The following is a 23,583-nucleotide window of genomic DNA, read 5'->3' as shown; positions in this document are numbered from 1 at the left end:
TTTTAGCCGGCGAGGGATGAGTTGTAGAAATTGCCTTAAAGATTTTTACCTTTGACAAAAGTACCAATTATGAGCTTACCAATTAAAGATATTCTTGATCATTTACATATAAACGACATAAACCATGCGTTTAGTACTGGCACTCAATGGGGTAGCAGCGACAATGCTGTTACCAAAGATATTGTATCGCCAACCGACGGCAAAAAAATTGCCGCTGTAAAATTTGCTACTGCAGATGAGTATAATACCGTTGTAGAAACGGCTAAAAAAGCTTTTAAAACCTGGCGACAAATACCTGCGCCTAAGCGTGGCGAGATAGTACGCCAGATAGGTGATTCGCTGCGCGAGAATAAAAAACAGTTAGGCACACTGGTATCCTACGAAATGGGCAAAAGCCTGCAGGAAGGTTACGGCGAGGTGCAGGAGATGATAGATATTTGCGATTTTGCGGTAGGTTTGAGCCGCCAATTATATGGCCTTACCATGCATAGCGAACGCCCCGAGCACCGCATGTACGAACAGTATCACCCGCTGGGGATAGTTGGTGTAATATCGGCCTTTAACTTCCCTGTTGCTGTATGGAGCTGGAATGCTATGCTGGCCTGGGTTTGCGGTGATGTTTGCATCTGGAAACCATCCGAAAAAACACCTTTAACAGCTATTGCCTGCCAGCACATTGCGCAGGAGGTTTTTAAACGCAATAATATTGACGAAGGGGTAAGCTGCCTGGTTATAGGCGACCGCAACATTGGCGAGCTAATGAGCAACGATACCCGTGTGCCCCTGGTATCGGCAACCGGATCTACCCGCATGGGTAAAGCGGTGAGTGCTGCTGTAGGCGCGCGTTTAGGTAAAAGCCTTTTAGAGCTTGGTGGTAATAATGCTATCATCATTACAGAGAATGCCGACCTGGATATGTCGCTCATAGGTGCTGTTTTTGGCGCGGTAGGTACCGCAGGCCAGCGTTGTACCAGTACACGCAGACTTATTATCCACGAAAGTGTTTACGAAGCGTTTAAGCAAAAACTGATCAGTGCATACGGACAAATAAAAATTGGCGATCCGCTAAACGAGAACAACCATATGGGCCCGCTAATAGATCAGGATGCGGTTAGCCTGTATTTAGATTCGATAGAGAAATGCAAGGCCGAGGGCGGGAAGTTTGTTGTTGAAGGCGGTAAGCTGGAAGGCGAAGCCTATTCATCGGGCTGTTACGTAAAACCATGCATTGCCGAAGTAGAGAACCACTACAAAATTGTACAGCATGAAACATTTGCGCCGATTCTTTATTTAATAAAATACGCAGATCTTGACGAGGCTATCGAACTGCAGAACGGTGTTCCGCAGGGTTTATCATCAGCTATTATGACCAATAACCTGCGCGAGGCAGAGCGGTTCCTGTCTTACGCGGGTTCTGATTGTGGTATTGCCAACGTAAACATCGGCACTTCGGGTGCTGAGATAGGTGGCGCATTTGGCGGCGAAAAAGAAACCGGCGGCGGTCGCGAATCTGGTTCTGATGCATGGAAAGTTTATATGAGGCGCCAAACAAATACTATAAACTATTCTAAAACGTTGCCATTAGCGCAGGGTATTAAATTTGACCTGTAAACAAATATTATATTAATAACCTTGTAATCCGTTGGCTAAAGTCAACGGCAACAAATGGGTAAAACACAGATAAAGAAAGTATGTACAAAATTTGCAAAACTATTACCGGCGTATTATTGAGCAGCGCCTTATTAATAAGCTTTAATTCAACCGCGCAGGTAGCAGCAACAAAAGCACCTGCCGAATTGCCAAAAAACTGGCATCTGATGGATCTTAAAACCGATGGCTATTTCGGGATCAGTTTAAACCAGGCCTATACATTTGTAAAAGGCAAAAAAAGCAAAACCGTGGTGGTTGCCACTATTGATAGCGGGATTGATACCGCGCAGGCCGATCTTAAACCTATACTATGGGTTAATACGAAAGAAATTCCGGGCAATGGCATTGACGACGACAAGAATGGTTACATTGATGATGTACACGGCTGGAACTTTCTGGGCGGCCCGGGTGGCAAGTGCGATTTTACCGAAACTACCGAAGAGGTTCGTGAGTATAACAGACTGAAAGGCAAATACGAAACGCTTTCATCGGCACCTGCGGGCAGCGAAAAGGAGTTTGCTTACTGGGAAAAGGTAAAGCTTACCCATGATGCAACACTTAAAAAAGCTAACACCGAAATACAGCAGTTACAGCCAATAATGAACGCTTTAATGGCCACCAGCGGTTATGTTAAAAAAGCGCTTAAATTACAAAGCGGCTCTTCTTTTAAGAAGGCCGATCTGGCAAAAATCACTGCTGCCAGCGATACTGTTAAACAGAGTAAAGCGGTATGGACCTCGGTTTTTGAACAAGAGGGCGGTGATCAAACCAATGCCAAGATCATTAATGACCTGAGCGAATACCTGGCTAAACTTAACAATGATGTTAATCCTGATCTGGATGCACGCAAACGTATTGTTGGCGATAACCCCGATGTAAACGACGGTAAACCTTATGGTAGCAACCTGCTAAAATTTGCCGATGCGGAACATGGCACAGGCGTGGCGGGTTTAATTGGCGCCGTACGTAACAACAAATATGGTATAGATGGCGTTGCCGATAACGTAAGGATTATGTCTATTAAAGGCGTGCCAAACGGCGATGAGTATGATAAAGATATTGCTAATGCTATACGCTACGCGGTTGACAATGGCGCAAAGATCATTAACATGAGCTTTGGTAAAAAACTATCACCACATAAAGATTGGGTTGACGCAGCCTTTAAATATGCTGCAGAAAAAAATGTATTGCTGATACAGGCATCCGGCAATGACAACCAGGATGTTGACGCCCAGCCGGAATTTCCGAACGATATTTTTGAGGATGGATCTGGCGTTGATGCCGATAATGTAATAAGTGTTGGCGCATCTGCCGATAAGTTGAACGAGACCCTTGCGGGTAGCTTCAGCAACTATGGCAAAAAAAATGTAGATGTATTTGCACCCGGTGTTAAGGTAACATCTGTAAATATGGATGCCGAATTTAACACAGCCGATGGTACCAGCTTTGCATCGCCAATCACGGCAGGTATAGCCGCGTTGGTTTTGGAATATTATCCAAACCTAAGCGCTAAACAGCTTAAACAGGTAATATTAGAATCGGCAGTACCTTTAACGGGCACCATGGTTTTAAAACCGGGCAGCACTACCGAAAAGGTTGATTTTACAAGCCTTTCAAAAACAGGTGGCATAGTTAATGCTTACAGGGCATTACTTGCCGCTTCAAAACTAAAAGGCGAAAGAGGGATCTAATCCCCTTCCCATGTGCTAAAAAAAGCCGGACTATTCTTAGTCCGGCTTTTTTATTGGACAAAAAATTATTGCTTTTAATCTTGTTAAAAAGTGATTACATTCATCTGTAATTCTTCACAACCTAATGAACCTATTATTTGTCCGATTATCTTTTGTTATTACCCTATTATTTTGCTCTAATTTTTGCGTTGCGCAAAGCATTGACCAGATAGTAAATACCCAATTACAGAAAGATCCGCAGGAAAAAATATACATCCACTACGATAAAACCAGCTATGTTACCGGCGATACGGTATGGTTTAAAGCTTACTTGTTCACCGGTTCTAAAAGATCAAGGGCGGGCAAAAACTTTTACCTGGAACTGCTGGATAATAACGGCAAAGTGCTTAACCGACTTACGGCGCCCATATTTGAATCTACCGCATCGGGCAATATAGTACTGCCAACAGATACCGCTATACATGCGGTTTATTGCCGGGCTTATACCGAGGTTACATTGAAAGGCGATAGCAGTTTTATTTATATGAAGCAGCTATCGGTTGTAAATCTTCAAAAAACGGCCGAAGTTGCAAACTCCACGCCACCGGCTATACATTTTTTACCCGAGGGCGGCGATTGGGTAAATGGCATACCATCGCTGATGGCCTTTAAGGTTACCGATGCCAACGGCATGCCCGTTAAAGCCGAAGGTATTATTAAAAGCAATGGCAATACGGTAACAGAATTTGCCACCACACACGATGGGATGGGCGCATTTACTATGCTTGCGCAACCTAATCAATCTTACACTGCCATATGGAAAGATGCAGGTGGCAACGAACATACTACGGCTTTGCCAACGGCAAAGCCAAACGGTATAAGCCTGCATATAGCTGATGTTGCCGCAGGTAAAAAGTTTTACATCTTCCGATCTAAAGATGCCGATGCTGCCGATAAACAGGTAACGCTGGTGGCGCATAGCAACGGCACTATTACCTACCAGATAAAGGTTGATCTTTCAAATGCGGAAATGTCAAATGGTACCATCCCCGTAAAAGATATGCCGTCGGGGATATTGTATATTACTGTTTTCAACAAAAACCTAAAGCCGGTTGCAGAGCGCATAACTTTCGTAAACAACCACGATTATAGTTTTAATGTAGATACCAATTTTACAGCAATTAGTAAGTTAAAACGAGGGTTAAACCAGTTAAAGCTGGCAGTAAAAGATACTATCCGTTCCAATTACTCTATATCGGTTACCGATGCCGACATAGATGATGTATCGCCAAACCGGGATAATATTGTTTCGCACCTGCTTTTAACCGGTGATCTGCGGGGAAAGATCGTTAACCCGTATTATTACTTTGCTAACCAAACAGAAGATGCCGCGAAAAATTTAGACCTGGTAATGCTTACCCATGGCTGGCGAAAATATAACTGGAGCACTGATACCACCAAAACGCTTCCCGATACTATACCCAATCATCGTTTTTTAAGTATTAATGGAAAGGTAAGTGGTGTTAGGGCCAACGGATTTAAGCCGGGCACTTATGCCACTATTTATGTAGAAACGCCCGATGGCAGTCCGGTAATGCTGCCATTACAAGTAAGCGATAATGCAGGCTTTTTTAGGGATGGCCTGATCTATTACGGCGACGCAAAGTTGTACTTTAAGTTTCAGGACAAAAACCTGGCATCAAATAAAATAAAACTCACTGTTGATAATGGCCTGGTGAAAAACTATATCTACCCGTTTATGAAACCGGCGCCGGATACGAGCATTACATTAAATGCCGCGCCCATGCAATTATCAAAACGGGTACAGGACTACATGCTTCAACTTAAAAACACCCGCGAACTTAAGGAGGTGCAGATAAAATCAAAAGGCATTTCGCAGGAGAAAAAAATAGATAAAGTTTATACCGCCGGTGTTTTTAAAGATGGTATCTCAACCAATATACTAGTTGGTAACGACCCACGGGCCACTAATTACGGTTCGTTGTTTCAATACTTACAGGGTAAAATACCAGGTATTAGGATCAGCAATCCATTGGGCGATATCCCATCTATTGTTTGGCGGAATGATCCCGTGGCTTTTTTCCTGAATAATTTCTCATCCAGTACCGCTGATATCCGTAATACCCCAATGATGGATGTTGATTATATTAAAATATACGATCCATCAATGGGTGGCGCCTTTGGTGCTTATGGTGGTGTAATATCCGTTTATACTAAAAGGGGCAAAGGCTTTGTTTATAACGATAAAAATAACAAAATGCTCCCTTTAGCAGGATACACCCTGGTAAAAGATTTTTTCAGTCCGGATTACGCTACTGTAATTAATACTGTTACTGCACCCGACTTGCGCACTACCCTTTACTGGAACCCTAATATCATACTGGATAAAGAAAAGAACGAGTACCTTATTAAATTTTACAACAACGATGTTACCCGCCGGTTTAAAGTTGTGTTAGAAGGCATGAACTTCGACGGGAAATTGGTGCATATAGAAAAAACGCTGTGAAAACCTCTCTTGTCATTTCGAACGATAGAGAGAAATCTTTTACAAGTGCAAGGTGTATAACATGCTTCAACGGATGCATGGTGTAAAAGATTTCTCCTCGTACCTCGTTCGAAATGACAGGGTGGATTTGTTTAGCTACTAAAATATCGCCTCAGCAATTCTTTTAGTTGGGCCGGGGTTACCCATTGTGTAAAAGTGCAATACAGGTGCGCCAAACTTCACCAGTTCTTTACATTGCTCTATCATCCACTCTATACCAATGTCTTTTACGTTCTTTTCTTCCTTACAATCGTGTATGGCATCGCTCAGTGCTTCCGGGATATCGATATGGAAGGTTTTTGAAAGATTAACCAATTGTTTTGAGGTCGTGATCGGCTTCAAGCCCGGAATGATCGGAACATTGATGCCTACCGCACGACAGTTATTTACAAAATCGAAATACTTTTGGTTATCGAAGAACATTTGGGTAACAATAAAGCTTGCACCCATATCAACCTTTTGTTTTAAATACTTGAAGTCGGTTTTTAGGTTGGGGGCTTCAAAATGCTTTTCGGGATATCCCGCAACACCAATACAGAAATCTGTTTTTAGGATACCTTCATAATGCTCGTGCAGGTAAACACCGTTGTTCATGTTTACTACCTGCTGTAGCAGGTCGGTAGCATAACAGTGGCCATTGGGTGTAGGCACAAAAGAGGCGTCGCCACGGCGGGCATCGCCACGTAAAACCAATACGTTATCAATACCTAAAAACTGCAGGTCTATCAGTCCGTTCTCGGTTTCATCTTTGGTAAAACCACCACAAAGCAAATGCGGAACAGTATCTACCTTATATTTATTCATAATAGCCGCGCAAATGGCGATAGTGCCCGGGCGCTTACGGTAGGCCAGTTTCTCTAACAAGCCCGTTTCGTGCTCCTTATAGATATAATCCTCGCGCAGCGATGTAACATCAATAAACGGCGGCTTAAACTCCATCAGCGGGTCAATAGCATCATAAATACCCTGGATGCTTTGTCCTTTTAAAGGTGGTATAAGTTCGAATGAGAAAAGTGTTTTGCCGTTGGCGTTGGCTATATGTTCCGTTATTTTCATGTTGTATCGGTGCGTAGAGTGGGGTGAGAGGTGCGGTTAATTTGTTATTTGAGCTTTTTGATAATTAATTAAACCCGCTAATAAAATCCTTACACGGGTTAATTTGTCTAACAACTCCTTCAATATTATTTCATCAATAAATTCTAAATCGAGGGATAAATATAATTGTGTTTCTAATTCATATGCCGAACCACGAGCGATATAGAAAAATCTCATTGTGTCTTTGGGATGACTTCGTCCACATCCTTCTGCGATGTTTGACGGAATGGATATGACAGATCTTTTAATCTGAGATTGCAAACCATACATTTCTTCCTTAGGAAAAGGCAACAAACATGTATAAACCATTTTAACCAACAATCTGGCTTCTCTCCAAGCGTCTAAATCAGTGAATATCATATCTATATTTTATCATCAACCATGCCGCACCTCTTTCCTCGCTCCCCGCTCTTTTAGTAATTCAAATTCGGCCCTAACCAGCGTTCCACAGTATCAACAGATAAGTTTTTCCTGACAGCGTAATCCTCTATCTGGTCTTTACTTATTTTATTCAGTCCAAAATACCTTGCCTGCGGATGCGCGAAGTAAAATCCGCTTACCGATGCTGCCGGCATCATGGCCAGGCTTTCGGTAAGGTGCATGTGGGCATTATCTTCGGCTTTCAGTATTTCAAACAAAGTAGTTTTTTCGGTATGATCCGGACAGGCGGGATAACCGGGTGCCGGACGGATACCCTGATACTCTTCTTTGATCAACTCATCGGTACCCAAATGCTCATCTTTCGAATAACCCCAGTATTCTTTACGTACCAGTTCGTGCATTTTCTCGGCAAAAGCTTCGGCAAAGCGGTCGGCAATAGCTTTGGTCATGATGCTGTTGTAATCGTCATGATCCGCTTCAAACTCGGCAACCAGTTCATCGCAACCAATACCGGTAGTTACGGCAAAGCCGCCAAAGTAATCGGCCACACCGCTATCCTTAGGTGCAACAAAATCCGATAGGGCATAATACGGCTCGCCTTTAACCTTTTCGTTCTGCTGGCGAAGCGTATGGATACGGGTAAGCAAATGCTGGCGGGTTTCATCGGTATAGATCTCTATATCGTCGCCAACACTGTTTGCCGGCCAAAAACCAATAACGCCATTAGCACGTAGCAGTTTTTGGTCAACTATTTTCTTCATCAATGCCTGCGCATCATCAAAAAGTTTCTTAGCCTCATCGCCAACAAATTTATCGGCAAATATTTTAGGATAGCTGCCACGCAATTCCCAGGTATGGAAGAACGGCGTCCAATCTATATATGGTACAAGCTCTTCCAGCGGATAAGCTTCAAAAACTTTGGTGCCTGTAAAGGTTGGCGCAGGCGCAACTGTATCTAAATTTATCTGGAATTTTTGCTCGCGCGCCTGCTCAATAGTTACAAAACGTTTATCGCTCTTTTTATTAGCGTGCGCTTCGCGGGCCTTGGTATATTCATCCTTAATGCCTTGTATATAACTGTCACGTGTATCGCGGTTCATTAGGCTGCTGCAAACAGTTACGCTGCGCGATGCATCCAAAACATGTATAGCAGCACCCGAATAATGTGGCGCAACTTTAACAGCGGCATGGATCCTGGAAGTAGTAGCCCCTCCTATAATTAACGGAATAGTAAACCCTTCGCGTTCCATCTCTTTGGAAAAATGCACCATCTCATCCAGCGATGGGGTAATTAAGCCGCTTAGTCCGATGATATCTACTTCCTGTTTTTTTGCTTCCTCTATAATGCGCTGTGCAGGCACCATCACCCCAAGGTCTATTACCTCAAAGTTGTTACAGGCCAGTACAACGCCTACAATGTTTTTACCAATATCGTGTACATCGCCTTTTACGGTGGCCATTAATACCTTACCCGCATTGGCACGACTGCCACTGCTATCTTCCCCGGCATCAATAACACGTTGTTTTTCCAGTTCGATGAAGGGCAGCAAATAAGCCACCGCTTTCTTCATTACACGGGCCGATTTTACTACCTGCGGCAAAAACATTTTACCGGCGCCAAAAAGGTCGCCTACCACGTTCATACCATCCATCAACGGGCCTTCAATCACCTCTAAAGGTTTGGCAAACTTCTGACGGGCTTCTTCCACGTCCTCATCCAGGTATTCGATAATACCCTTTACCAGCGCGTGCGAAAGGCGCTCTTCTACCGGCGCTTTGCGCCATTCTTCGTCACGTACTATCTCTTTCCCTTTACTTTTTATGGTATCGGCAAATTCTACCAATCGCTCGGTAGCATCATCGCGGCGGTTTAATAATACATCTTCAACCAGCTCCAGCAGATCTTTTGGGATCTCCTGGTAAACTTCCAGCATCCCGGCGTTTACGATACCCATATCCAACCCGGCCCTGATGGCATGGTAAAGGAATGCAGAGTGCATAGCCTCGCGCACCACGTTATTACCGCGGAACGAGAATGAAATGTTACTCACCCCACCACTCACCTTGGCATACGGCAGGTTTTGTTTTATCCAACGGGTAGCTTCAATAAAATCTACCGCGTAATTATTATGTTCTTCAAGCCCGGTAGCTACAGTTAATATATTCGGGTCGAAAATGATATCCTGAGGAGGGAAACCTACTTCATCAACCAATATCCTGTAACAGCGCGCGCAAATTTCTTTACGGCGTTCCAGTGAATCAGCCTGACCAGTTTCGTCAAAAGCCATTACCACCGCAGCGGCTCCATAGCTTAAGATCTTGCGTGCGTATTCTTTAAATTTTTCTTCGCCTTCTTTTAGCGAGATGGAGTTAACAATGCCTTTACCCTGCAAGCATTTTAAGCCCGCCTCAATAACCGTCCATTTAGATGAATCTATCATGATGGGCAGCTTGGCAATATCAGGTTCGCTGGCAACCAGGTTCAGGAATTTCACCATCACGGCTTCCGAGTCTATCATCCCCTCATCCATGTTTATGTCGATCACCTGCGCACCACCTTCTACCTGTTGCAGGGCAACGGTAAGGGCTGCCTCGTAATCTTCGGCAAGGATAAGTTTGGAGAATTTTGGTGAACCGGTAATATTGGTACGCTCGCCTATATTTACAAAGTTAGTTTCGGGGGTAAGGGTTACCGCTTCTAATCCGCTTAAGCGCAGGTAAGGTTCGATCTCCGGCAGTTGCCTTGGGGAATATTTCGCGGCTTTATCGGCAATGCATTTAATGTGCTCCGGCGTGGTACCGCAACAACCACCTACAATATTTACCAATCCGGCTTTTATAAAATCATCAACCTGATGGGCTGTTTCGTGCGGGGTTTCGTCGTAAGCGCCAAATTCATTTGGCAAGCCCGCGTTTGGATAGGCGGAGATAAATACACCCGCTTTATCAGAAAGTTCCTCTAAGTGCGGCCTCATTTCGCGGGCACCTAAGGCGCAATTCAATCCTACTGATAGCAGGTTGGCATGGCTAATAGAGTTCCAGAAAGCCTCTACTGTTTGGCCGGAAAGGGTACGACCAGATGCATCAGTAATAGTACCCGATATCATGATACCGCCTGTTTCCCTAAAGGCAGGATAATCCTTTCCGGCAGCCTGGCATTCGTCTTTATATCGTTGAATAGCGAACAATGCCGCTTTTGCATTCAGGGTATCAAATATGGTTTCGACTAATAACAGATCCGAACCACCATCTACCAAACCACGTACCTGTTCATAGTAAGCTTCGGCCAAATCATCAAAGGTAACGGCGCGGTAACCCGGGTCGTTCACATCTGGTGACAAGGATGCGGTGCGGTTTGTTGGGCCAACAGCACCCGCTACAAAACGTGGTTTTGATGGGTTACGTTTGGTGTATTCGTCCGCAACTTCGCGGGCTATGCGGGCGCCTTCGTAGCTTAGTTCGTAATCAAGTTCTTCGAGGTGATAATCGGCAAGTGATATGCGCTGGGTACTGAAGGTATTGGTTTCGATAATATCCGCCCCGGCATCCAAATATTCGGCATGGATAGCCTTGATCACATCCGGGCGGGTTATGTTCAGCAGGTCGTTATTGCCTTTAAGGTCAGATGGGTGGTCACGGAAACGCTCCCCACGAAAATCTTCCTCGGTGAGCTCGTACCTTTGAATCATGGTACCCATAGCTCCGTCAATAACCAATATGCGTTTCTGTAATTCTTTTCTAATGTCCATTGTTCCGTATCAAGTAGCGAGTATCAAGTATCAAGTACCGAAAACCGATACGTGAGCATAATATCCAGCGCAAGAAAAAGTCTTGATACTTGATACTAATTACCTGATACTAAAAAAACTTATTTCGAAAAGTCGGGTATAATATTGACTTTCACTTATCTGTCCCAAACCATTCAATTGGTCTGAGTAGAATGTAGCACCTTGTTAAGTAACAGGTTGCTAAGACATCGCAGGGTCTAATCCCTCCGTCTTTCTCCATAAGCGTTACAAAGATGAATAATAATGTTGTAAAGTGCAAGCGTATAAATTACACCTTACGCCAGCCCTGTGTAAATAAAAAAGGCCGCCCGTTAATTAAACAGGCGGCCTTTAATAAATGTGTATGCTATTATCTCCTGTTGCCGAATATGCGTAATAACCACAAGAACAGGTTAATAAAGTTCATATACAGTGTTAATGCACCCATAATTGCCAACTTTTTGCCTTCTGCATCACCAAATTCGATACCGGCTCCAATCCGTTTTAGCTTTTGTACATTAAAAGCGGTTAGGCCAACAAATATGGCAACCATTATGTAGCTTATCAGTAAATCGAAGCTGCTGCTGCGGAATAAAAAAACATTCAGAAGGGTTGCAACTATACCGCCTATTAACAACATAATAAGTATTGAACCAAACTTGGTAAGGTCTTGCTGGGTTGTATAACCGCCAATAGCCATTACACCAAACACCACAGCTGCTGTTATGAAAGCGGTTGTTATAGCCCCAAAAGAATATATATAAAATATGTAGCTAAGGCTAACACCCATAACGGCGGAAAATGCCAAAAACATAACAACCGTTGATGCGAAGCTCATTTTTGCAAACCTGCCGGTCAGTATCAACACAAAAACAAACGGGGCAAACATGGTAATGATACCTAAAACATTACTTTTTCCGGTTTGTGTATCACGCAACAAAGCAGATAATTCGGGTATAAAGGCAAATGTATAGGTGCACAGGGATGATATACCTAATGCAACAAACATCCAAACAAAAACATTTGCTATGAACTTTCGTGATGCCTCGGCATTTTCAACATAACTTACATTTTCGTAAACGTAATCGTGAGTTTTGGTTTCCATTTTTATTTTTAGAAATTATTTGTACGAATATAGTAAAAACGTTGTAATGGTTATAAAAGTTGTATGCTTTGTAAAGCTTACAATACGATGAGTTAATAGTTCAGTGGAAAGGCAGTCCCCTTTTATAAGCTCCCAAATTTGCATTAGATTTTTCAGAGTTTTGTGGGAAAAAGTCAAAACCACCCGTTTCTTTTAAAAATCCATCATAAAATATTTCAACGACGAATTCGGGGTTTTGCCCGATCGAAACCAGCCTGCACACCCGTACGCCTAAAAATTGTAGGGCTGCTTTTGCTTTATTTTCTTCAAAGCAAATATTATATCCGATTGTGCGGGCAGTCTTAACGGAGGGATAGGTGAATGCATCGTTCAGATCACTCTTAAAAAAATGTTTATAAATTGCTATGGAGCTTTTGTAAAGATATTCTTGGCCAGGTTGAACCACCTTTACAAACTCATGCTGTAAAAAAGTTTGTAGAATGGTCAACTTCGCATTTTCCAATTCATCGAATTCTGGATACTCGATATTGGCATGGATCTGTGCTACTCGCAGACGCTTTTTAGTCTGATATACTATTAAAAAGAAAAACTCGCCGACTTTACATTCTGTTTCGAAAATCGCGTTTTCAATGCCCGATCCTGCATACAATACCGGTTCGTTACTATCATTGAGCCGTCCTATTGAATTGATGTCTTCTGCTGAACGGCACCAAACATCTTGCTCCTTTTGCATAGATTGGAACTGTTTACTTAACATTCCATCGATATCATTCTCAGTAAATTTTCGGATCCTATGGTAATAGTCTAAATAAAATTCTTTCATCAAAGTGTCGGCCTTGATGAAAAATTCTACTTCTCTGCCCCTGGGATTTATGGTAAAGACTCGTCGCAGTTCTTGCTTTAAACGCGCTGGTGTTATCGTGCGCAGATCAACGGCTCTCTTATAGTGTTCTATTCGACTCTTTATTTCTTGAATGGATAGGCACGCCAAGCATTCTTTGTATATTTGGATATCATTGGCGGTCATAGCTTTAATGTGCTAAAGTGATTCTACATATTCTAAAAGAGGAGGACGGATATTTTGGATTTTTATGATAAACCCCATCATGAACAACTTAAATTAGCAGTTAAAATATCGATCCAAAACTTTTAATTAAGCCTTTTAGTTAGTTGCTCTTCCACCTTTTTAAATACTTGTAAAGGTTTTAGGGAACGCCAGTTAAGCTCATCCAATTGCCCGCCAAAGTTGATGTAGTAATCGATATTGGCGTTCTTAAACTCGCGGATAACATGCTCCTGGAAATTCACCCCGGCTATCCAGCCATCCTCAACCTCCTGAAACCATTCTTCATAATAGCTATCGTCAGAAAAATGGAAGTTAAGCACGTTCTCACCTATCAATATAAACTGGTTCACGCCCTGGTCTATCATCAGCTCGATCAGTTCGCGCTTCATCAGCATAATATCGTTATTAATGGCATCGTTCCATTCGCCAATAAATTCTATAATGCTGTAGCCCCGGTCATAATCAACATACAAAACCTTAAGATATAGCGTATTGGACCCAAACGAGTCCCATTGCGGGTGTAGCAAATAGTTATATACCTGCTTATCAAACTCAAACTCGTTATACTGTGTGGCATAAAAAGGAGAATATTCATCCTCTGATGCTACATAGTCATCCCGCCAGCGGTAATATGGTTCTATTTCGTGCATTTATTCAAATGTGCAGATATGCAGATGTGCAAGTGTGCAGATGTTAGCACGGCGCATATACATATCCCTATTAATAATCAATTTTTTAACCTATCTCTTCATCTGCACATATGCATATTCACCCATCTGCACATCTATTTATTATTATACGCGTCTACCGCTTTTCTAACACTTCCGTATTGTTTTAAAAGCTCGGCTGCTTCATTTTCCGGCAGACCCGTTTCGGTCATTACCATACGGGTGCCGCGGTGTACCAGCTTATTATTGGATAACTGCATATCCACCATTTTATTACCCTTTACACGGCCCAGTTGTATCATTACACTTGTGCTTAGCATATTTAAAACCAGCTTTTGCGCGGTACCTGCTTTCATACGGGTACTGCCGGTGACAAACTCGGGGCCGGTAACTACTTCAACAGGAAATTGAGCTTCGGCGGCTACGGGGCTGCCCGCATTACATACAATGCAACCGGTAGCAATATTATGCTCGTTAGCGGTTTTTAAACCGCCAATAACATAGGGCGTAGTGCCCGATGCTGCTATGCCCACTACTACATCCTTTTCGTTAATATCAAACACCTGCAGGTCTCTCCAGGCTTGCTCGCGGTTATCCTCGGCAAATTCTACCGCTTTGCGGATGGCTGTATCGCCACCGGCTATAATGCCAACCACCCAATCAAACGGAACGCCGAATGTTGGCGGGCACTCAGAAGCATCTACCACGCCCAACCGGCCGCTGGTGCCGGCACCAATGTAAAACAACCGGCCGCCATTACGCATACGATCAGTAACAATGGTTGCCAGTTTTTCTATCTGCGGCAAAGCTTTCTCTACTGCAAATGCTACGGTTTTATCTTCGTTGTTTATATTCTGAAGAAGCTCCAATACCGACATGTTTTCGAGGCCGTTGTAGTTGGAATCCTTTTCTGTGTTTATTTCCATGTTTTGGCAATAAATTTTTAACAAAATTGAGTAAAAAACATCAAAGCAACGAAGGTGATATAAATTATTAGCAATGACAGCTAATTATTAGATTTGTATGGTTAAATTATAGATGAAAAGAACGGCGGGAATAATTTTCAGGACATTAATATTGATACTGATAGGTGTCACTATCGGTTTACTTATCAGCAACGATAATATGGTGGGGCGCAAGCTTGGCCTTAATTTTTCAAACCCGGATAAAATATCACGGGTGCTTTACCTGGTAAGTAACAAATATGTAGACTCGGTTAATACAGACAGCGTTGAGGGTGTTACCGTTAACGATATGCTGCAAAACCTTGATCCGCATTCCGTTTATTTGCCCGCGCAACAGGCACGTTCTATTAACGAACGACTGGAAGGCGGTTTTAACGGTATAGGCTTAGAATATCAATTGCTGCGCGATACACTGGTAATTACCCAGGTTAATGCCGATGGCCCGGCTGCTAAGGCGGGTATTATGGTTGGCGATAGGGTAATAAATGTAGATGGCAGTCCTTTTTCCGGCACTCAGCTTACTGTTCAACGTATCAGTAAAACCTTTAGGGGCGAAAAGGATACCCAAATCACGCTTGGTATTTCGCGAAATCAATCTAAGAAACTTCAGGACTTCCCCATAAAACGCGACCGGGTTACATTGAGCAGCCTGGATGCGGCCTATACAGTTGGTGATGCAGGTTATGTTAAGATAAGCAAGTTTGCATCAACCACCGATAACGATTTTAGAACTGCCTTAAAGAAACTGCAGGCTGATGGTATGCAAAAACTGGTGCTCGACCTGCGCGGCAATGGCGGCGGGTATCTTAACACTGCAACCGCAATGGCCGATGAGTTTTTGCCAAAAGGCAAATTGATAGTTTACACACAAGGCAGCCATGAGCCCCGTACCGACTATTTCGCCACAGACTCTGGCAGCTATGAAAAGGGCGACCTTACCGTTATTATTGACGAATATTCGGCATCGGCAAGTGAGATATTGGCAGGCGCATTGCAGGATCTGGACAGGGCTACTATTGTAGGCCGCCGCTCTTTTGGTAAGGGGCTGGTACAGCAGCAGTTTGCATTTGGGGATGGCACCGCCATAAATTTAACCGTTGCCCGGTATTACACCCCGTCGGGCAGGTCGATACAAAAATCGTATAAGAATGGTGTTATAAGTTACCGCAACGAACTGGCTGATCGGATCCGTAAAGGCGAGTTGCTAAATGCAGGCAGTAATTTAAACGATAGCGCTTTCCTCGGGGCTTCGGCTTATCATACTACTAAGGGCCGCAAAGTTTTTAGCAGAGGTGGTATAATGCCCGATGTTTTTGTACCTACCGATACCAGCCAGAACACCCAACTGATAGAGCAGCTTGCCGGCAACCAGCTTTTTACCGCTTATGTGATAGACAGGCTGCAGCCCGTAATAAGCAAATACCCCACTGCCGATAACTTTATTGGTCAATACAATATCAGCGAAGAAAGCCTGCATAATTTTATAGCCTATGCATCGCAAACGGTAAAATATATAAGCCCAAGCGATCTGCAGCAATCGCGTAATATTATCAAAACCTTGATAAAAGCGAATGCAGCCCGCTTTAAATGGGGAAACAACGCTTATTACCGTGTGTTAAATGACAGCGATACTACCTTTAAAAAAGCTTTGCAGGAGTAATTAAAAGCTCACCCCCGTACCAGTTGGGAAATATACATTTACGCTCACGGGCAATTTGCCCGCGGGTTTCATTAAACCGGTTATCACTTTTACTGCCGATCGTTGCATGGCGTCATCCTTCTGATACCCTACTATGATACCGGCGCTTTTTTCAATTCCCGGTAAACCGGTAATAGTATAAGGGTTTGCAAAAACGCTTGTTACTGTATTTGGTTTTGCGGCAAGGGCAGCTACTAAATATTTAACATCGCTGCTGTAGTCCAGCTTACTTGCCGGGCGTGCGCGGGTATCGTGTATGCTTACAAAAACCTGGTCGAAACCTTTTAGGGTTTGCAGCATGCGGTTCATATCGGTTACGGATGTACTTTTACCCACCAAAAATATCATACTGTTGGCATACCATTTAGAAAGCTCCATCTGAAAAGTAGTTGGCCTGTCAACCCCGATACTTACAATGGCTGTTTTCCGGAGCGGGTTTTGGCGGATGGTTTGGCTGCTGCCTTTTAACACGGTTATGGCGGCATCAGCTAATTGCTGTATTAGTTCGGCTGCGGCTGGGCGGTTAATATCCTGCAGTAAGTTTGCCGGTGTGGTAGGGTTATACGTATTTAAGCCTGCCCAGTATTTAGCTGCCAATAGTTTTTTTATTCTCGCCTCAAATTCCTCTTTAGCGATCTTCTTTTTTTTGATGGCTTTCAAAATTAGCTTAGCGCCATTTTTTGAATTAACAGATAGTTCTATCAGATCATTCCCTGCTAAAAATGCCCTTACATCAGCTTCGCCATTAGGGAAGTTTTTTACCACGCCCTGCATTTCCATGGCATCCGAAGCAACAATCCCTTTAAAACCAAGGGAATCTTTCAACACACCGGTAACTATTGCCCTTGATAAGGTAGAAGGCAAATTTTTTGTAGTATCCAGCGCGGGTATATTCATGTGCGCTATCATTACCCCGCTTATACCTGCGTTTATGGCTTCCCTAAACGGGTATTCTTCTAACGAATCTAAACGGGCGCGGGTGAAGGGTAATTGCGGTAAGGCAAAGTGCGAATCTACATTGGTATCGCCATGCCCGGGGAAGTGTTTTGCAAAAACAATAAGCCCGGCATCCTGCATCCCTTTAAAATAAGCAATACCCTTTTGTGCCACGTTATACTTGTTATCGCCAAAAGAACGATAGTTGATAACCGGGTTGTTGGGGTTATTATTAACATCCATATCGGGTGCAAAGTTGATATGCATCCCCAGCCGCTTAAAATCATAAGCTACCATTTGCCCCATTTTGTAGATGAGGTTGTTATTCTGGATAGCCCCCAAAGTCATTTGGTAAGGATAAGAAACGGATGAATCTAAACGCATACCTAATCCCCATTCACCATCCATAGCTATAAGCAAAGGCACCTTTGACACCTTTTGATAATTGTTAATGAGATTAGCATGCCTTACCGGCCCACCCTGAAAAAACACCAGGCCGCCAATATGCTCTTCCTCTATAATCTTACCTACCGAATCTTCATAGGCTTTGCCCATATTGGTATGCGCCCTTACGTAAAAAAGCTGGCCAATACGCTCCTTACGGCTCATTTTTTTGTACACCGAATCTACCCAATGGTTTTGCTCGCTTAATGAATTAATGAAGCTTGTTTTTTGAGCGGAACTGCTTTGAGTTAGCAGGCTTAACATAAAAAGGATGGTGCAGGCGACGTAAAGTTTTTGTTTCATTATTATCCAAATGTAGCTTAAATCTAAAATTTAGCTAATTGTTTTACCTATCTAAGATTTTATAAAACATATCCCGAATAAACCTTGGCACGAAATTTCACTCTATAGGTTATAAAATTAACCGGCATGAAATATTGTGGGCAATCCACGATAGTTCATCACAAAACAAATAAAATAAAACCGATGAAAAAAATTCTCTTTATGGCTATATGCCTGCTGGTTGCAGGCGAAGTTAGTGCACAACGTTATGACCGCCGCCCACGCAGGGTAAGAGTAGTTAGGCGAGCGCCCGTTCAGGAACGTTATAACAGGCGTGCTGATGATTTTTACAGACCCCGGGTTGGTTTAGCAGGCGGTGTGAATTTTTCAAATACTGTTGATGCTTATAATTCTGACTTTAGTACCAGCACTATTGCAGGCTGGCATGCAGGTTTAACCTTTGATGTGCCAATTGCCTACCCGCTATCATTCGCGCCCGAAGTTTTATTTTCGCAAAAAGGGTACAAGGCCGAAACTATTGATGGTACATTTAAGCAGCGCACCAACTATGTTGATATCCCATTGCTGGCGAAATTCAGGCTGGTACCGGGTTTCAATTTTGTTATAGGCCCGCAATTAACGTTCATCACATCAACCCACAATACTTATGACGATGGGTTTAATACCATATCTGAATCTGAATACGGTTACCGTGGCGATAAGAGCTATATATCCGGTGTTATTGGTGTTGGTATTGATTTAAACCGTAATGTTGAGCTACGTGGCCGATATGCCATTGATTTGGGTGAAAACCATTCTAATAGCAGCGCTATACCCGATTATCGCAACCAGGTGTTTCAATTGGGCTTAGGGTTTAAGTTTCAATAAAAGAATTTACTATTGATTTATTTAAAAGCCATTCGCCCATAGGTGAGTGGCTTTTATGCTTGTTATTTAAACAACCCCTTAAACCATCTTTTTACCTTGTACTTAGGTCGGTTATATTTTTTCCATCGGGCCTCTATATTAAAATCGTAACGGAGGGTGAACAGGTCGGCGCCTTTTTGCGGTAACACATATAAAGGATGTGTTATATCGCCAAGTTTGCCTAACGGCAAATTTGCATTTAAGCTGTTCGCGTCTGTGGTGTGGGTGGAGTTTTCGCCAAACCCAATATTAGATATAAGATTAACGTTAGGAATTACCGATAAGCTGTTATTAAAAAAGTTAAGGAAGGCTAACTGGTAATCCCAGGTATTAATCCGGTCAGCTTTCATGTGATTAAAAATCTCTTCCCAGGTATCTACAATAAATTTGTCGCTAAAAATGGTTTCCAGCTGTGGCCTTATTTCGTTTGAATGGTAGCGGCTCAGCTCTTTATCATATTCTTTCCAAACCCTGCGCCAACCGGCCCAGCCCCATACGTGGGTCATATTAGAAAAATAATAGCTAGCGTTGCCCCATTTTTTTCCCATCTGCAGGTTGCATCCACCAACATGACGTATCCGGGTATCATACCTGTAACGCTCCAGCATGGTATCGCAATACCTGAAAAAGTCATTGGCAGGCAGGCAATCATCCTCTAATATAATCCCCTCTTCCTCGTTTTCAAAATACCAGTCGATGGCAGATGACACCGCATGCTTACAGCCCAGGTTACTATCTCGAAAAAGCGTTTTCACCTCGCAGGGCCAGTCTACCTGGTTGATTATTGCGCGGGCCTGCTCACACATCCCGGCCTCGGCTGGCTTAGTAGCACGCGGGCCGTCAGCTGCAACATACAGCCTTTGTGGTTGCGTCTCCTTTATTTTATCAAAAACCCTTTGGGTTGTATCTGGCCTATTAAATATGATAAATAATATAGGCGATTGTGTTTTGTAAACAGGGTTATCGGGGGCGCTCATTTTTACAAATATGTTTATTTAAACAAACCATTAATGCTTCTTCTGATCTTTTTGAACCGTTCTTTTAATTTATCTCTAAATTGTTGTAATTTATAACCACCGGCCAGGTAGTGCCTAAAAATTAAATTCTTTGATTTTCCCTGATAATGTAATGACGCAAACCTGATCAGTGAACCATTTTCAGAATTTATACCGTAGGGAAGACCATCTTGCCATATAATTTTTTTGATACCCGCAGCCATTTCAAATCCGTCGGGGTTGTTGATACAAATATCAATTGCCAGGTCATCATTTATAAAGTTGATCTTCATTGTATCAGCGGGGTGCTCCTGAAAATAAAGATGGAACAATGTCATATCACTTATTCCGCCCAGGGTTTCCGGGGCTTTCGTAAATGGTTCATACAAGGCCTCTAAATTTTTTACCGCATCATTGTGGGTGTATGAATAAAGCAGGAAATTACAAAAGTCGTTAATAGCTTTTTGCCCGTTAAAATATGTAAATGCAGGCACCCCTGTTGTATCGCAGGTATTAGCAATTTTACTATGCTCAAAAAAGGGCTGCATGGTAGCTATATCTTCGTAAAGTAGCACATCCGAATCTAAATATATAAATGCGCCTATATTATTTTCTCTGCAAAAAGCATTTATATAAAACCATCGTAAAAAACAGATCAGCTCGTAATCTTCTGAATTAGAGGTTAGATGCTTATAATTTTTTATGAATGGGGTGGCTTCGCTTTTATATTTATTTGCCGGGATGTGGGTAACAAATGAGTAGCAATTATTACTATCATCGCCCAATAAATAAATGGTAGAATTGGGGTTAAAAAATTTGGCTTGCTTTAGGCTATATTTTAAATACGCCGGGTTACCGTAGTGAAAAAATATAATAGGTAATGCCATAATAATCTTTTATAATTTTATTGAGGTGCATGTTAGCACCTGAATATTTTTTCGCTGTTTGTGCCCTGATACGCCATTACGCCAAGCCTGTCAATCTCTATATGCTTTTCGCTTACCATTAAATAGTCTTTAACGTCCCATTCAATAGGCCTGTTGTGATCGTTTGAATATTCAATACTATTGGCAACATCTATAAATAGCCGCTTTTTCATGTAATAAAAAAAAGTATGGTAGCCATTGCCTTCATAAACGTCATTATCGTTTTTAAAGACACTATCAAACTGGTCGTGCAGCTCCAGCACCCGTTCAAAAAAATAAGCATCCTCTACTATATACCTGCCTGATAACTTTATGATCGACAGATCATCGGGATAAGGCGATTGTTTTAAGTGGGCGCGCAAATGGTTCATTTCATTTAAACCCTTGTCGTTATAAAGGTTGCCCTCTTTGCTGTAAACGGTATTGTATTGGTCAAGATAATCCTCATTAGCAGATACACACTCCAGTATCGTGTACGAATCAAATAAGTGACTAAATTTTAAGCACGACTCGATAGATTGGATATATTGCTCCTTCCTGTACTCGTAGGCATCGGGAATATTAGCCGTGGTAATTATTACGTGTACCATTTAATGCTTTTAACCTTCGTTAAACGTTTGCATGTCAATTAACTTGCGATATAAACCGTTGTGGTTTAACAACTCCAGATGAGATCCCTGCTCAATTAACTTACCATTCTCCAACACAGCAATTATGTCGGCGTTTTGGATAGTGCTTAAGCGGTGGGCAATTACCAGCGATGTGCGGTTCTTCATCAGGTTATTTAAGGCGTCCTGCACCAGTTTTTCTGATTCGGTATCCAGCGCAGAAGTAGCTTCATCAAGTAACATAATTGGCGGGTTATTTAATACCGCGCGGGCAATACAGATACGTTGCCTTTGCCCGCCGGATAGTTTAGTCCCCCTGTCGCCCACGTTTGTTTCGTAACCATTATCTGTTTCCAGGATAAAATTATGGGCGTTTGCTATACGTGCCGCCGCTTCTACATCCTCGCGCCTGGCATCGGTTTTACCAAAAGCAATGTTGTTATAGATGGTATCATTAAACAAAACCGATTCCTGGTTAACAACGCCCATCAGGCTGCGTAGCGAATCGGCCGTTATTTCTTTTATATCTTTTCCGTCTACCGTGATACTACCCTCCCTGGGATCCATAAACCGGGGGACCAGATCCATCATAGTTGATTTACCCCCACCAGACGGCCCAACAAGCGCCACGGTTTTACCTTTTGGAACGGTTAAGTTTATGTTTGATAATACGGTTCTGTCCTGATAAGCAAAAGATACATTTTCAAAACAAAGCGCATCATTAAATTCTGTAACAGTAATTGCATTTGGCGCATCGGTTACTAAAGGTTTTTCGTCTACCAGGCTTAGTACACGTTCGCCGGCGGCAATACCCTGATGTATATTACTAAAGGAGTCTGATATGGCTTTTGCCGGGCGCATTACTTGCGAGAATAAAGCTATAAAAGTGAAAAACTCTGGTGGTGATAATGGCGACTGATCATTTAAAACTAAATTGCCACCATATAATGCAATACCTGCAACCATGGCTACCCCAAAAAATTCTGATACGGGCGATGCCAGTTGCTGGCGTTTTGCCATGGCCCTTGTAATGTTTGAATATTTAATATTCTCTTTATCAAAACGGTTTTTAATAAATGCGGTTGCATTAAAGGCTTTGATGATTTTTATACCAGATAGTGCCTCATCCAGGTAACTTATCATATTACCATATGTTTGCTGCGAAGCCGTTGCTTGCTCCTTTAGCCTTTTTACTATTCGGGATATAATCAATGCCGATAGCGGGATCACAATTAATGAATACAGAGTAAGGCTTGGCGATATTAAAAAAAGCATCACCAAAAAAGCAATAAGGGTTAATGGTTCTTTAAACACCACCTGCAGTGTACCAGTAACCGAATATTGCACCACTTGTACATCTGATGCTATTTTTGAAATGATGTCGCCTTTACGCTCGTTACTAAAGTAACCCATGTGCAAATTCATTACGTTATTGAACACCGTGCGACGCAAGTTTAACAAGGTGTGCACGCGCAGGCTTTCCATAGTGCGTTGTGATAAATACCTGAACAGATTGCTTAACAAGGCAGCTACTATAATAGTAGCGCATACAAATTGCAATGCAGCCCATGCCCCGTAATTGTTAATAGCATAGTCTACATAATATCTAAATGTACCCATAATATCAAAAAACGAAGGCTTAACGCCCAATGGATGAACAGTGCTGCCCTTACCAGAAAATAGCGTTTGTAACAAGGGGGCAAGCAATGCCAAATTCAACGTACTGAATATTACGGTTAGCAGGGTTGTTAAAATATAAGGTATTGCAAACTTCTCGATAGGCTTTGCAAAGGATAATAACCGGAAGTATGTCTTCATTCAAAAAAATAATAG

The 23,583-nt window shown here is 42.6% G+C and carries 17 protein-coding genes and 1 riboswitch; of the genes, 5 read left to right on the top strand and 12 right to left on the bottom strand.

Going from position 1 to position 23,583, the window contains the following annotated elements; genetic code table 11:
• Nucleotides 1-69 precede the first annotated feature (69 nt).
• The 3 genes from amaB (at nucleotide 70) to NPE20_RS17160 (ending at nucleotide 5,847) form a co-directional block, all read left to right on the top strand.
• Nucleotides 70-1,611 carry an L-piperidine-6-carboxylate dehydrogenase gene (amaB, locus tag NPE20_RS17170; protein WP_256539917.1) on the top strand — a complete coding sequence of 514 codons (1,542 nt, stop codon included), beginning with the start codon at nucleotides 70-72 and terminating at the stop codon, nucleotides 1,609-1,611.
• Nucleotides 1,612-1,691: 80 nt separating this feature from the next.
• Entirely contained in the window at nucleotides 1,692-3,341 is a 1,650-nt protein-coding gene (locus NPE20_RS17165) for a S8 family serine peptidase (RefSeq protein WP_256539916.1), read from the top strand.
• Between the two features lie 124 nt (nucleotides 3,342-3,465).
• Nucleotides 3,466-5,847 (top strand): hypothetical protein, encoded by a 2,382-nt coding sequence (locus tag NPE20_RS17160; RefSeq protein WP_256539915.1) that lies wholly within the window; start codon nucleotides 3,466-3,468, stop codon nucleotides 5,845-5,847.
• Nucleotides 5,848-5,985: 138 nt separating this feature from the next.
• On the opposite strand, the gene metF is transcribed toward NPE20_RS17160, so the two are convergent.
• The 7 genes from metF to murQ form a co-directional block, all read right to left on the bottom strand.
• The gene (metF, locus tag NPE20_RS17155; protein ID WP_256539914.1) at nucleotides 5,986-6,942 is read right to left on the bottom strand and encodes a methylenetetrahydrofolate reductase [NAD(P)H]; all 957 of its coding nucleotides are present in this window, start codon (nucleotides 6,940-6,942) and stop codon (nucleotides 5,986-5,988) included.
• Between the two features lie 36 nt (nucleotides 6,943-6,978).
• Entirely contained in the window at nucleotides 6,979-7,341 is a 363-nt protein-coding gene (locus NPE20_RS17150) for a four helix bundle protein (RefSeq protein WP_256539913.1), read from the bottom strand.
• 53 nt (nucleotides 7,342-7,394) lie between these two features.
• Nucleotides 7,395-11,111 carry a methionine synthase gene (gene metH, locus NPE20_RS17145; protein ID WP_256539912.1) on the bottom strand — a complete coding sequence of 1,239 codons (3,717 nt, stop codon included), beginning with the start codon at nucleotides 11,109-11,111 and terminating at the stop codon, nucleotides 7,395-7,397.
• Nucleotides 11,112-11,263: 152 nt separating this feature from the next.
• Nucleotides 11,264-11,375, bottom strand: a riboswitch (SAM riboswitch).
• A 124-nt stretch (nucleotides 11,376-11,499) separates the two neighbouring features.
• The gene (locus tag NPE20_RS17140) at nucleotides 11,500-12,234 is read right to left on the bottom strand and encodes a Bax inhibitor-1/YccA family protein (RefSeq protein ID WP_256539911.1); all 735 of its coding nucleotides are present in this window, start codon (nucleotides 12,232-12,234) and stop codon (nucleotides 11,500-11,502) included.
• Nucleotides 12,235-12,334: 100 nt separating this feature from the next.
• Entirely contained in the window at nucleotides 12,335-13,261 is a 927-nt protein-coding gene (locus NPE20_RS17135; RefSeq protein ID WP_256539910.1) for a hypothetical protein, read from the bottom strand.
• A 122-nt stretch (nucleotides 13,262-13,383) separates the two neighbouring features.
• Nucleotides 13,384-13,950: a hypothetical protein gene (locus NPE20_RS17130; protein ID WP_256539909.1), complete on the bottom strand. Its 567-nt coding sequence runs from the start codon at nucleotides 13,948-13,950 to the stop codon at nucleotides 13,384-13,386.
• A gap of 134 nt (nucleotides 13,951-14,084) precedes the next feature.
• Nucleotides 14,085-14,894, bottom strand: a complete 810-nt coding sequence (gene murQ / locus NPE20_RS17125; protein WP_256539908.1) for an N-acetylmuramic acid 6-phosphate etherase — start codon at nucleotides 14,892-14,894, stop codon at nucleotides 14,085-14,087.
• A gap of 112 nt (nucleotides 14,895-15,006) precedes the next feature.
• Here murQ and NPE20_RS17120 point away from each other — a divergent pair, with 112 nt between their 5' ends.
• Nucleotides 15,007-16,593, top strand: coding sequence for a S41 family peptidase (locus NPE20_RS17120; protein WP_256539907.1), 1,587 nt, complete (start codon nucleotides 15,007-15,009; stop codon nucleotides 16,591-16,593).
• Here NPE20_RS17120 and NPE20_RS17115 read toward each other — a convergent pair whose 3' ends face one another.
• Nucleotides 16,594-18,315: a glycoside hydrolase family 3 protein gene (locus NPE20_RS17115; RefSeq protein WP_256539906.1), complete on the bottom strand. Its 1,722-nt coding sequence runs from the start codon at nucleotides 18,313-18,315 to the stop codon at nucleotides 16,594-16,596.
• Between the two features lie 183 nt (nucleotides 18,316-18,498).
• Between NPE20_RS17115 and NPE20_RS17110 the strand changes: the two genes are divergently transcribed.
• Nucleotides 18,499-19,182, top strand: a complete 684-nt coding sequence (locus NPE20_RS17110) for a porin family protein (protein ID WP_256539905.1) — start codon at nucleotides 18,499-18,501, stop codon at nucleotides 19,180-19,182.
• Nucleotides 19,183-19,244: 62 nt separating this feature from the next.
• Here the strand turns inward: NPE20_RS17110 and NPE20_RS17105 are convergent, their stop codons facing one another.
• Genes NPE20_RS17105 through NPE20_RS17090 form a run of 4 tightly spaced genes read right to left on the bottom strand, consistent with a single transcriptional unit; the run spans nucleotide 19,245 to nucleotide 23,568 of the window.
• On the bottom strand, nucleotides 19,245-20,198 hold the full coding sequence (locus NPE20_RS17105; RefSeq protein ID WP_256539904.1) for a nucleotide-diphospho-sugar transferase: 954 nt from the start codon (nucleotides 20,196-20,198) through the stop codon (nucleotides 19,245-19,247).
• 14 nt (nucleotides 20,199-20,212) lie between these two features.
• Complete coding sequence (locus tag NPE20_RS17100) at nucleotides 20,213-21,103, bottom strand: hypothetical protein (RefSeq protein ID WP_256539903.1); 891 nt, start codon at nucleotides 21,101-21,103, stop codon at nucleotides 20,213-20,215.
• A gap of 32 nt (nucleotides 21,104-21,135) precedes the next feature.
• Nucleotides 21,136-21,732 carry a hypothetical protein gene (locus NPE20_RS17095; RefSeq protein WP_256539902.1) on the bottom strand — a complete coding sequence of 199 codons (597 nt, stop codon included), beginning with the start codon at nucleotides 21,730-21,732 and terminating at the stop codon, nucleotides 21,136-21,138.
• A gap of 9 nt (nucleotides 21,733-21,741) precedes the next feature.
• Nucleotides 21,742-23,568 carry an ABC transporter ATP-binding protein gene (locus NPE20_RS17090; RefSeq protein ID WP_256539901.1) on the bottom strand — a complete coding sequence of 609 codons (1,827 nt, stop codon included), beginning with the start codon at nucleotides 23,566-23,568 and terminating at the stop codon, nucleotides 21,742-21,744.
• Nucleotides 23,569-23,583: the final 15 nt, after the last annotated feature.

The sequence above is a fragment of the Mucilaginibacter aquariorum genome (assembly GCF_024498135.1).
Taxonomy (GTDB): domain Bacteria; phylum Bacteroidota; class Bacteroidia; order Sphingobacteriales; family Sphingobacteriaceae; genus Mucilaginibacter; species Mucilaginibacter aquariorum.
Note: the sequence above shows the minus strand (reverse complement) of the source record. Positions and strands in the feature narration are given on the sequence as shown.

What these genes read in the sequence shown, in the direction of transcription:
- amaB (WP_256539917.1), top strand. Translation starts at nt 70, where the DNA reads ATGAGCTTACCAATTAAAGATATTCTTGATCATTTACATATAAACGAC.
- NPE20_RS17165 (WP_256539916.1), top strand. Translation starts at nt 1,692, where the DNA reads ATGTACAAAATTTGCAAAACTATTACCGGCGTATTATTGAGCAGCGCC.
- NPE20_RS17160 (WP_256539915.1), top strand. Translation starts at nt 3,466, where the DNA reads ATGAACCTATTATTTGTCCGATTATCTTTTGTTATTACCCTATTATTT.
- metF (WP_256539914.1), bottom strand. Translation starts at nt 6,942, where the DNA reads ATGAAAATAACGGAACATATAGCCAACGCCAACGGCAAAACACTTTTC.
- NPE20_RS17150 (WP_256539913.1), bottom strand. Translation starts at nt 7,341, where the DNA reads ATGATATTCACTGATTTAGACGCTTGGAGAGAAGCCAGATTGTTGGTT.
- metH (WP_256539912.1), bottom strand. Translation starts at nt 11,111, where the DNA reads ATGGACATTAGAAAAGAATTACAGAAACGCATATTGGTTATTGACGGA.
- NPE20_RS17140 (WP_256539911.1), bottom strand. Translation starts at nt 12,234, where the DNA reads ATGGAAACCAAAACTCACGATTACGTTTACGAAAATGTAAGTTATGTT.
- NPE20_RS17135 (WP_256539910.1), bottom strand. Translation starts at nt 13,261, where the DNA reads ATGACCGCCAATGATATCCAAATATACAAAGAATGCTTGGCGTGCCTA.
- NPE20_RS17130 (WP_256539909.1), bottom strand. Translation starts at nt 13,950, where the DNA reads ATGCACGAAATAGAACCATATTACCGCTGGCGGGATGACTATGTAGCA.
- murQ (WP_256539908.1), bottom strand. Translation starts at nt 14,894, where the DNA reads ATGGAAATAAACACAGAAAAGGATTCCAACTACAACGGCCTCGAAAAC.
- NPE20_RS17120 (WP_256539907.1), top strand. Translation starts at nt 15,007, where the DNA reads ATGAAAAGAACGGCGGGAATAATTTTCAGGACATTAATATTGATACTG.
- NPE20_RS17115 (WP_256539906.1), bottom strand. Translation starts at nt 18,315, where the DNA reads ATGAAACAAAAACTTTACGTCGCCTGCACCATCCTTTTTATGTTAAGC.
- NPE20_RS17110 (WP_256539905.1), top strand. Translation starts at nt 18,499, where the DNA reads ATGAAAAAAATTCTCTTTATGGCTATATGCCTGCTGGTTGCAGGCGAA.
- NPE20_RS17105 (WP_256539904.1), bottom strand. Translation starts at nt 20,198, where the DNA reads ATGAGCGCCCCCGATAACCCTGTTTACAAAACACAATCGCCTATATTA.
- NPE20_RS17100 (WP_256539903.1), bottom strand. Translation starts at nt 21,103, where the DNA reads ATGGCATTACCTATTATATTTTTTCACTACGGTAACCCGGCGTATTTA.
- NPE20_RS17095 (WP_256539902.1), bottom strand. Translation starts at nt 21,732, where the DNA reads ATGGTACACGTAATAATTACCACGGCTAATATTCCCGATGCCTACGAG.
- NPE20_RS17090 (WP_256539901.1), bottom strand. Translation starts at nt 23,568, where the DNA reads ATGAAGACATACTTCCGGTTATTATCCTTTGCAAAGCCTATCGAGAAG.